This window comes from Bartonella sp. SL317 (assembly GCF_059687655.1).
The window spans coordinates 388,012-399,176 of the sequence record NZ_CM185144.1 but is presented as its reverse complement, the minus strand read 5'-3'; the positions used below and the strand labels follow the sequence as shown (position 1 = coordinate 399,176).

Below are 11,165 nucleotides of genomic sequence, written 5' to 3'. Positions count from 1 at the left end.
TCTGAAAAGTTAGATTATTGATAAACGGATAGGGGAAAAATCGTTATCCTTTAAAATGTGGGGAGGCGGTCAATGAATATATTTAATATTTTTTAAAGCGTTAAAAGGGGGGAGGATGGGGCATTGAAAGGGTGGAAAATAAAGCTTTCTTTCTCTTGCTTGCAAAATGGGTGATTGGTTTACTCAAGCAGATTGGCAATGGGGTTTAACGCGTGATAAGAAGTGAAACTATCTTTTGGGTTATGTCCATTTTGTGTCAGGTCATTTCTTAAAAATCGACTGAGAGTAATATGGGGAAAATCTTTCAAACAATCAGCTGGTTGTGTCATAAAATGCCCTTGTTTAGCGTTGTCAGATCTCCATTTTATGCATGCGTTGTTTTTTTATGTGTGCGTATTTTTAACAGCTATATTTTTCCTCAGAAGTTTCATGAAATATTCTCCTTTAAGGTTGTGGCGATAGAGAGCCTTTGAAGAAAAAATCCCAAGTGGAATCCCACGAGACCCAAGAAGTTGAACTGTTGATAGACTCTTGTTTGTCGATTGGCACTTTTGTTGCTTGGCACTGTTTAAAGATCGGTGAGGTTGGCTTTGTCTTTTTGGGAACGTCAATAAAGGATACCCTGTTGTTATACATTTTGGGGATTTCAGGTTTTGGATTTTAAGGGGAGAAAACACCTTTTTAGGTGGAAAACAGACTATAATTTAAAAAATATCTTGTAAAAATTTTTAATAAGGAAATTTTTTCAAAAGCTTAGGCTCTTTGCAGGCAGGCTCTTTGCAGGCAGGCTCTTTGCAGGCAGGCTCTTTGCAGGCAGGCTCTTTGCAGGCAGGCTCTTTGCAGGCAGGCTCTTTGCAGGCAGGCTCTTTGCAGGCAGGCTCTTTGCAGGCAGGCTCTTTGCAGGCAGGCTCTTTGCAGGCAGGCTCTTTGCAGGCAGGCTCTTTGCAGGCAGGCTCTTTGCAGGCAGGCTCTTTGCAGGCAGGCTCTTTGCAGGCAGGCTCTTTGCAGGCAGGCTCTTTGCAGGCAGGCTCTTTGCAGGCAGGCTCTTTGCAGGCAGGCTCTTTGCAGGCAGGCTCTTTGCAGGCAGGCTCTTTGCAGGCAGGCTCTTTGCAGGCAGGCTCTTTGCAGGCAGGCTCTTTGCAGGCAGGCTCTTTGCAGGCAGGCTCTTTGCAGGCAGGCTCTTTGCAGGCAGGCTCTTTGCAGGTCAATGAAAAGTCCATGTAAAGAAAAAAGATATTCAAATGCTCCATGGGGCTGTTTAAAAAAGGGGGGATAATGGCACTTTTTCCATTTTCTATTGCGGATATTGATGATCCGGAATGTATTCGTGTGGTTCTTTATGCCAGCGGAAGAATGGGGCATGCTCCTTTGAATGCTTTGTTGAAAAAAGTATATGAAGAGATGACAAAAATTTCAAAGCGTATGGATGCTTTAGAAAAAAAGTTAAATACAAACGATCTTGCCAATGTCAAAAAGAAACAAAATGCAAAAAAAGAGGGGAAAAACAGTATGAATAGTCTTGTGAGTGGTGGAATAACCATACCAGATATTAAGATGGGGGTACCAGAAATTAAACTAGAGGCCTCTGTGGATAAGAGCAACTTTGTTTCTCAATGGGTAGCACAGGAAACGTCCAAAATAAATTATGGATCTTTTGTTTCAGAACCTTTATCATTAAAGGCGTCAGAAATATCCATGAGTACTGGTAAAAACGTGACTATTGAGGCTTCTGGAGGTATTTCTTCTTTTTTAAATCAGAAAAATAAAAGAGAGTGATCAGAACAATCTGCCTGCGTTGAAGTGATATATTATTAATATTTTCGGTGAGATTTAAAATTTCTATGAAATTGAAATGTTTTTAAAAATGTCAAAAATTGATAAAAAGAGCATCTTAAACGTTGTTGTCGGGAAAGTTTCTTATCATATCGTTTAAAAAATAAGGCTCTATAAAAAGAGCGTAGAGGAAAGTCCATAGGGATTGGGGAGTCTAGAGAAAAGGAAGCTTTATTTCAGCAGAAACGCAGGGCGTTTGTAAAAAGTAAAAAAATGTTGCAACAATTTGAATTGGCAATAATTTGAAAAAGCTTTTGTAGAGCTCTTCGATGGTTTTAAATTTATAAAAAATTTTCTGTCTTTATGTTCTTTTCAAAGAGATAAATAGTTGTTTGTGGTTATTTTAATGGGATAAAGGTCCTATAAAAGAACGTGTTAATGACCAAAAAGATCAAAGCAGAAAACAATCTCGGTAAGAAAAAAGGCGTGTCATTGTGTCTTTTCTTAGCGAGGGGAGAAAAGTTTTAGGACGGGAGCAGGCTTGCGTTGCATTTGTTTTTCTCTAAGACAAGGGTGTACAAGTCGGGAAGGGTGTAAAGCCGGTTGTTTATTTGTCTTACTTCTGATTATGCGCTAAAATAGTGTTCTTTGAACTGTGATGATATAAGCTTTTCTTATTTTGTAAGAACCCTCTTGATACAAGAAGTGTTTTTCTAAGGTGTCCTGAATATTTAAGGCGAGATTGGTTAGTTTTAAACTTTCAGTGAAATTCATGCAGGAAGGCCAAAGGTCATTCGCTAGAATAATAAATCAATCCGATTTGGATTTTTAAATCCGATTTTTAAAATCGTCGTCTTTTAAGGTGGTGAATGAAAGTCAAGAAAAATCCGCCTTTACAAGCATAAAAGAACGAGTTTTATGAAAGCTAAACACTAATCCCCTCTCTTTGCGTAATTTCTAAAATGAAGAGAAAATTTTATTTAGGAAGAATGTAAAGGGAAGAAAACCAGTTTTCATCTTTACTATTATCATTTGGTTTTACGACTTTTAAATTATCCATATCTTTTCCATGAAGAGGATGCCGCACGCTTTTGTTTTTTGCGCTCTAATGGGAACTTATGTAAAATGAGAACGCTCCAAATCTCATCGACTTGAGGTGTGAATTTATGGGCTTGTTTTAAAGCAATATCTTGCGCTTAAGCACGTTGGTGCTTCGTAAATGAAGATAAAGCTGCCATGAAATGTATAAAACTTATGGGTTTTCTCTTCTTTAGGCTTCAGAAAAGAGGATGCTGGTGCTCTCAGAGCTTTTCTAAGGGCGTGTATGCTTCTTCTCCTTCTCCTGCTTATCAATCAGCATCTAAACCTTATATTTTTTCCCAAAAATATTGTGATAGCTTTGACGTTTTTTCATAAGAGCTATGGCTTTTCTTGTACAGTTTCTCTCTGTCTTCTCAGTTTGTGACCTGTAAGAAATATGATTTGGTAAGAGACATGATTTGGCTTGATGAAACTGGGTTAAAAATGAAAGAATCCTGCGATATTTGTTTTTTACTCAGTATAAAAAATAATGACCATTCTTTATAAATCAATGTATTGTTCTTAAATGACGTGTTTACGCATGGGGTATTTTGAAAAACAATCGACACAGTGTTTTAATTTATAAAATATACGTTTATTTTAAAGGATGCGTTACTGAAAATTACTTATCTTCAATAGAAGCGTTATTCTTTCTATGGTTAAAGCCATAAGAAAAACCGTAGACTTTTTTCATGCAAATGAATGTATAAGAAGTTCTTTCATAGCCCATGTTTTATACTCGTTTGGAATCTTTTTATCAGTATAATTAAAACTATTGCAATAACTATACATTTTGTGTATAAGTATTTATTACCGATTTCTTTTGTATTTTATTAAATTATATCTCTGTTCATAAGCCGCGCTATTTAATGGTGCGGTTTTTTATTGTCTCACAGTCAAGGGGATGCCATCTCTGTCATTAAGAAGGGTGGGGATATTATTCTCATTGTTGTCGTTTGGTGATGTCCTTTTGCAATGAAAACTTTAAATTCTTGTGTGTTTTTATCCCCAATAGGGGAATGTAAAGTAAAAGTGCAGAGGTGTTTTTGTTTCTTGGTATTGGTGGTTATGAGGGCTGTTGAAGCGTTAAAAAATCTTTATTCCTTCATTTAAGGGAGAATGAGAGAGGGCATGGGGGAAAGGTAAAGTGGGGAGACAGTTTCATTGAAAATATAAAGGCGTAGAATTATGCGTCTTGTTTGCATTTTTTTGCTTTACGACTTTTAAAATTATCCATATCTTTTAAATCATGTCTTGCATTTTTGTTTCTTGCGTGTCTTTTTTAAAGATCATATCCTTATGGTAAACCCGAACGCTCTTAAATAATTTGTTCAGCCCGCAATGTTGCAATAAGCCTTGAAAGAGCCATCCTTATTTCAAGCTCATTTCGCGAGGGGTTTTGTGAATGGTATTAGGCTCCCTCATGAAGTGTATAAAACTTATGGAGCATCTTTTCTCTTTCATGTTTCATAAAAAGGTATGCTGGCGCTTTCATCTATTTTTCCAGCTTTCAATGTTGTAATAAGCCTTTTAGAACTTGAGACGCTTAGAGGCATATTTTTCTTGTACAGTTTTAATATATAGGTCAGCCCAGCTTGTAACGTATAAATAAGTGGCTTTGACCGATGCAACAGAGAACGGATTTTTAAAATTAAGAGAATCTTATGATATTTTGATTTCTCATTCAACAGGCAAAAATAATGACCATTCTTTATCAATCAATCTTTATTAATCAATGGGATGCATCTTAACGAAGATGAATTATTTACAGATTGGGATGAATGAAGAATCTTTATCTTTTAAGTGGGGGGAGAGAAAATTATAATCGCTATTTTTTCATAAAGGGGGAGGTTTTTTACAAAAATTTTATACGGTGAAAAATAGTGTAAATATTATCATCGTACAGAAAAAAAAAGAGTTTTTAAGAGTCTTGATTGTTTGTTGTTATCCCCTGTATTGTGTACACAGATATTTCTCTTAACTTTTGCTGTAAAAAGCTTTTCTGGAGATGTTTAAAGGGTATAGTTTTTATGGAAAAAAGAATCCGTGCAAGACAAAAGGCTTATTTCAAAAGGTTATATCGCAAGATTGCTTTTGTTTGCATAATACTCTTTGGTATCGTGATTTTGTGTTTTGTTGTTGCAAAGGCGGTGAGTTATTTTTCTTTTCATAAAAAAACAATACAACAAAAACATGTTGAATTAGCTATTCCTGTCTTTGATATGCGCGTGTATTGTAAGGAAATTGCTGCTTCCGTGATGCCTGATATGAAAAGAGAAGTTTATCAACATTGCCTTAATTTGGAAAGTGAGGCCTATTTTGCTATTCGTGAAATGTGGGATAAGCTTTCGGAGACTGCAAGAAAACAATGTTTGACAATGGTACGACCCGGAGATGGGAATTACTTTCTCTTACGAGATTGTTTTCTCAATGAAAAAGATAACGAAAAAGGTAAAAGGCGTCATTACTTTTAAGGATATACATATAAGGATGTACGTAAAAAGTCAAAAGATATGAGGTTTGGTGAAAAGATAAAAAGCGCTTCATTGTTTTCTGCCTCTATACCAATAGACGCTATTTAACTTGTAAAAGTTATTGATTTATAATGATCACTCACTACCTTATACGGCGTCAGAAAAATCCCGAATATCGTAAGATTCTCTCATTTTAAAAATCTGTTTTTTTGTTAAAACAAACAAAAACGTATCTCTCGCACGTCAAAAGCGGGGTAGGCTTGTGGGTAAAAACGGTACAATAATAAAGGCCGTTTTATGAATCGTCGAAAAGTGCCAAAGGATGGTTCGCAACACTCAAAGGCTAGCACAAGTCGTGTGAGGGGATCCGGTTTTGCTCCTTCATAAACATAAATATGGTGGGACTCATGAATTGTATCTTATGCTGTGGGGGGAATTGTATATTTTTCCGTGGGGGGATTTTATATTATTTCATGGGGCTTTACGCGTTATAGCCTTCATGAGCGGCGCTATGAAATGGGGGGGACGTGCGCTTTGAGAGACGTCTTTTTTAAAACAAGCTTGTGAGTATGCAACATACCTATATTCCCATTTTGGGCATTCTATTTTACATGAAGGCCATGATTTCATTTAGACACGTCATAAATAAAAGGCAATCGGTAATCTTGATTCTTTAAAAGATATTGCCTTGAATGCTTTTGAAAGCACGTAAAGCTGAAAGATTGACGATAAAGATGAGAACTGATTTACCCCTTTAAAACGTCATATTTTTCTAAAATTAGGCTGTCTGCCGGTTTTAGAGATTAGATTACTCAAGAGATGCAATACCCACGTTGCCATCTGGCATACAAAAGCTGAAAACAGCGCGTAGAGTTCTTATCTGTTTCAATTTTTATCTCAAGCGACTCCCTCAATCTCTATCATTTAAACTGTCGTAATATACGGGCATGGATGTTTTTTTTGAAATATTTAAGGGGGGGGTGATGAAGATTCTGAAGAATTTGTTGCGGTTTTTCATTTAAGAGAAAATACAGGCGTAGGAAGCTCATTTTGCGACAGCGCTTCGTGAATGGGGTAAAATTTATCAAGCCTCTTTCTTTTTCAATGTTTCATAAAAGGGAATGCTGGACCCGTGAAGACCGTCCTAGGTTACGGACCGCCTTTATTGATCCCGTGACTTTTAAAGGTCACGTTGCTCTCGTAAAACAGAATAACACAAATCATATTATACTTGGGCTAAATTCATTTGGGGGGCTTTATGGAGCACTTGCGGGGGCCTTTGAGGGGAACAAATTCACGAGCCTTTTTTTAAAGAGATAGATTGCCTTCAAGTTCATTGCTGCTTCGTGAATGGGGAATGTCTCTATGAAGGGGTAAAATTTATCGAGCCTCTTTCTCTTTCATGATTCATATAAAGGGTACGCTAGTATTTTATATATTTTGCTCTCTCATATGACAAAAGCTCTTGATTCTTTAAATGATCCACAAGAGGCAATTTTTAGTTTTTCTCTCTGTTTTTACTTCAGGTCGGCTCTTCTTGCGTGTAACGGGACAATTATGATTTTAATTGAACAGAGAATCAATTTAGAATGAAAAAAATCCTACGGTATGAAATTTTTTAACTTAACACAAAAAATAAATACTCTTTGTATAAATCAATTTATTATACGATATAAATATTGGGATTGTTGATAGAATAGCATGGATTTAAAAATTCTCGTTCTTGTAAGAGCGATCAGTCAATAGATATGACAAATAAGTCAATAGGCATAGCACAAATGCGTAAAAAAAATATTTTCTATTTGAAAGGTCATAGACTTATTAAGGCATGCCCCATGCATAAAGCGTTGCTCTGGTTTTGCGCATGGGTTTGTTTTTTCCCTCCTCATTTTCTTTATTTGAAAGAATAGGAAAAGAGATGCACCATACCGTTCTTATGGATAGATTTTGGAAGAAGGCATTTTTTCTTGAGAAAAAGCTGTTTTTTAAGCAAGCATAATCTATTGGTTGTTTTTTTATAATTCATCATTTAATACTCTTCTGTGTTTAAATATTTTTATTTTAAGTTTATTTTGTTGTAAACTAAAAGATGTGATTAACTTAAAAATTCATGGAGGTAAAATAGAAACTGATTATTAGAAACTGATTATGTTGTTAATCTATTTAGGATGAGAAGAGAGACCTCTTTCGTGATTATAGGGCTTGAATAATACTTTATATTAATCTATCTATAAGAGCTAAGGGGCTTTGTGAAGTGATTACAGCTAATTACGTGCAGTGGGGTTGCTTTAGCGGTGAAGAGAGGCTATATTCGTAGAATAGAGGTTCGCGCAGTGACTCGTTGGGATAAAAGTGCTTATGTTTTTAAGGCACTAGGGGTAGAGGATATCAGCGTTTTTAGGAGCGGTGGTTTTAGAGCAAAAAAGAGAAGCTTTGAATGTTCTCTGGCGGAGGTTTTTCCTTGTGTCAGGTATATTTTATGTATGTTTTCCTTTTTGTTTTCCACAAGGTAGTTATTTTTTAGTGAAATATGGTTTATTTAAAAAAAACAGTTTATTTTAAAAAAAACACTTGGCATTTAATATGAATATCACTAGGTTTCTGCTGGTTGACAGGGAAATAGGGAATTTGTGATTTATGGTTTCCCTGCCGTTTTTGTGATTTTCAAGAAAATATATGCTTTTATCAATATCAGTAGGGTTCGTTTGAGTGAAATAAAACGCGGATAGCTTGATAAGCGTATGTTAAACATGATCAGCATTATCAAAAAGTTAATGCAATGAAGAGTCAATTAATACACACACTCCAAAAAGGGATAAAGATGAGGCCACAACAAAATAGACGAGTACGCGGTCGCAATAATAACAATAATAATAACAACAATAATAATCGTCGCGGTCCTAATCCGTTGTCTCGTAATTATGAAAGTAGCGGTCCGGATGTTAAAATTCGCGGGAATGCTCAGCAAATTGCCGATAAATACATCAGTCTTGCGCGTGATGCACAAGGTGCTGGTGATCGGGTGATGTCAGAGAATTATTTACAACATGCCGAGCATTATTTGCGTATTATTTTAGCGACAGCTGGGCAAATGTCTCAATCTGCTCGACGTGATGAAAGTCGCGGTGATGATAATCGTAATGAAAATAATGAGCAGGAATGCGGTGATATAAATCTTGAAGGTGAAAAAAAGGATATTATCGAGGATGATACAGAGGCATTACAGATTCCGTCGCAAAAAAATGGTCATGACCAATCTGCCAAGGTGCCAAATGGTGATGCGCGTGAAAATGCTTTAGAAGCTCTATCGAATGAAAAAACAGATCAAGAGCACGCTCTTGGTGAGGAAACTGTTGAACCGGTCAAGAAAACGCGCCGTTCTCCCCGTCGACGGACTGTGCGGACTCAAGATCAAGCACCTCCTGAACTTTCACTTACAGTAGAAGAAAGCTCTAAAAATGGGGATGCAACCGCATCCATAGAAGAGGTTGCTTCTTTGCCTAAATTAACTGAAGGGATACAGAGGAAAACACGTCGTCGTCGTGTGGCCAATCTTGAAACAGAGGAAAATGTTTAAGCCGCAAGAATGTTGTTTAAACGCTTGTCATGTCCGTGGGGGAGAGTGATGATTTATAGGGGCTCAAGGGGAGCTGCTCGCGCTTTACTTTTAATTTTCATTTTTTGCCTAAATTAACTGAAGGGATACAGAGGAAAACACGTTGTCGCCCAAGTGGTCAATATTGAAACAGAGGAAAATGTTTAAGCCGCAAGAATGTTGTTTAAACGCTTGTCATGTCCGTGGGGGAGAGTGATGCGTTATAGGGGCTCAAGGGGAGCTGCTTGCACTTTCTTTTAATTTTCATTTTTTGCCTAAATTAAGTGAGGTGATACAGAGGAAAACACGTCGTCGCCCAAGTGGCCAATATTGAAACAGAGGAAAATGTTTAAGCCGCAAGAATGTTGTTTAAACGCTTGTCATGTCCGTGGGGGAGAGTGATGCGTTATAGGGGCTCAAGGGGAGCTGCTCGCGCTTTCTTTTAATTTTCATTTTTTGTGTTTTTATGGGTTCTTGCATGTAGGGGAGTGAGAAAAAATATTATCTCTTGGCTTGGAATAGGTGTGAGGATATAGAGAAAAAATCGCGTTCGTATATTTATTCATGTTTTTTAAGAGGTCGTTCTTTTATAAAAAAACAGCTTGCTTTGTTTCTTTGCAGCTAGGTTAAAAATCTTTTAATGGAGCTCAGCCCATTTTTCTTAAGGGAATACTATCCCTATAGATACGGGTGCTGTAGATAGGGGGATGTCGTTCTAAATAATCAATACGATGATAAGCACGCTCTACGTGTCTCTATATGTCTTAGGAGGGGGACAGCATCTCGTAAGGGGCATTGTTTTTTTTGAGCGAGTCAATTCCATATAAATGAAAGTGAAAGTCATACGGACAGGCTGTAAGTATAGTTTGTTGTATATATAATCTATATTTTTTACGAATAGGATCGTGATCGGTTGCAGAAAAAAGAAAGCATTACGAGAGAGCAAATGCGTGTTTTAAAATTTCTCATGCCTTTGATGATAAGGGCATGCGAAATTCTGTTGTAGCATCACACGTGCTTTTCATATTCTCGAGCCAAGAATAGCGATCCTCTTCAATTTGATTTTTATGGATATGACGCAAAGGGTGTGTACGAATACAGTAAGGGAACGCAAAGCTCAATGTGTTATGGGTGTTTGCTGGTCTTAAGCCCGCACATCTTTCTAATCCCTTGCGGGTCTATTAATGGTTTTATGGCGTTGTTTTCTTAAGAAAGCCTTTGTTTTTTCTATTGCTTAGTAATCAATATTCAATAGCAAGGCAGCTGCCATGTTGAAGACACTTATTAAGACGGTTTAGAGCAAAACACGCTTCTTTAATTGGTGTATGCCAAATTAGGAGAAGCCTATTGTATTTCTTTCGTTTGTATGACCTTTGAAATGGGAAAGCCTCCTCATTTGGGAAGAATATGAAGAAGGGATAAATTAGTGCTTATCTTTACCATCAACCTTTCAGCGTTACATGCTTTCAAAAAGATCCAAGGCGATACCTTTTAAAGAATAAAGATGACATATTGCCTTTTGTTTATTGCGTGTCTTTTAATGGGATCACGACCTTTATGTAAAATAGAACGCTTCAAACAGAATATAGGTATGTGGCATATTCACAAGCTTGTTTTAAAGACACATCTTTCAGAGCACTTGTCACATCCGTTTCGCAACGGCGCCTCATGAAGGCTATAAACGCGTAAAACCCCCCACAGAATAATATAATAATATAAAGTCTCCCTAATATAAAATTTATTGAGCACCACTAGCTTTACGCTTGTGAAGGAGCAAGCAGGCACTCTCACATGACTTGTGTCAGCCCTCATACACTTGGGCCCGCCTTCGAGTATTGCAGATTAACTTTTAGCTCTTCTCGATGATTCATGAAAAGGCATTTTTACTTCTTTCTTGTACCGTCTCAGTCTACAGGGCTTCCTGACGTTTTTGACGTGCAAAAAAAATGGTTTTGTTTGATTCAATATGAGAAAGAATTTAAAGCGAGAGAATCTTACAATCTTCGGGGTCTTTTATTCAATTGCAGGGCGAGATAAGTCAATTGAACAACAGAAAGTAGTACTTAAAAACCTATCAGGACCTCTCATTCTAGGTTAAATAATGCTCAATGATATTGACCAATCAGTTTGTTGACGGAAAGCAAGAATAAATGATCATAATCGATCAAGATGCTGAATTTTCGTATTCAAGAAATTTTTTGTGCTTTCATTTGAGTTTTCATGGGGTAACCTTCGTTTTCTTA

4 protein-coding genes are annotated in these 11,165 nt (G+C 36.8%); 3 read left to right on the top strand and 1 reads right to left on the bottom strand.

Annotated elements, in window-relative coordinates; translation table 11 throughout:
* Window positions 1-753: 753 nt before the first annotated feature.
* Entirely contained in the window at window positions 754-1,362 is a 609-nt protein-coding gene (locus tag AC6ER9_RS01865) for a pentapeptide repeat-containing protein (RefSeq protein WP_497075254.1), read from the bottom strand.
* Here AC6ER9_RS01865 and AC6ER9_RS01860 point away from each other — a divergent pair.
* The 3 genes from AC6ER9_RS01860 to AC6ER9_RS01850 all read left to right on the top strand — a co-directional run bounded on the left by AC6ER9_RS01860 (window position 1,276) and on the right by AC6ER9_RS01850 (window position 8,904).
* Complete coding sequence (locus tag AC6ER9_RS01860) at window positions 1,276-1,776, top strand: hypothetical protein (RefSeq protein WP_497074750.1); 501 nt, start codon at window positions 1,276-1,278, stop codon at window positions 1,774-1,776. The two genes, AC6ER9_RS01865 and AC6ER9_RS01860, sit on opposite strands and share 87 nt — an antisense overlap.
* Window positions 1,777-4,883: 3,107 nt before the next feature.
* Window positions 4,884-5,327 (top strand): hypothetical protein, encoded by a 444-nt coding sequence (locus AC6ER9_RS01855; protein ID WP_497074749.1) that lies wholly within the window; start codon window positions 4,884-4,886, stop codon window positions 5,325-5,327.
* A gap of 2,821 nt (window positions 5,328-8,148) precedes the next feature.
* Entirely contained in the window at window positions 8,149-8,904 is a 756-nt protein-coding gene (locus AC6ER9_RS01850; protein WP_497074748.1) for a DUF4167 domain-containing protein, read from the top strand.
* Window positions 8,905-11,165 lie beyond the last annotated feature (2,261 nt).

Bases quoted from the DNA above. Each gene is read 5' to 3' on its own strand.
- AC6ER9_RS01860 (WP_497074750.1), top strand. From the start codon at position 1,276: ATGGCACTTTTTCCATTTTCTATTGCGGATATTGATGATCCGGAATGT.
- AC6ER9_RS01865 (WP_497075254.1), bottom strand. From the start codon at position 1,362: ATGCCCCATTCTTCCGCTGGCATAAAGAACCACACGAATACATTCCGG.
- AC6ER9_RS01855 (WP_497074749.1), top strand. From the start codon at position 4,884: ATGGAAAAAAGAATCCGTGCAAGACAAAAGGCTTATTTCAAAAGGTTA.
- AC6ER9_RS01850 (WP_497074748.1), top strand. From the start codon at position 8,149: ATGAGGCCACAACAAAATAGACGAGTACGCGGTCGCAATAATAACAAT.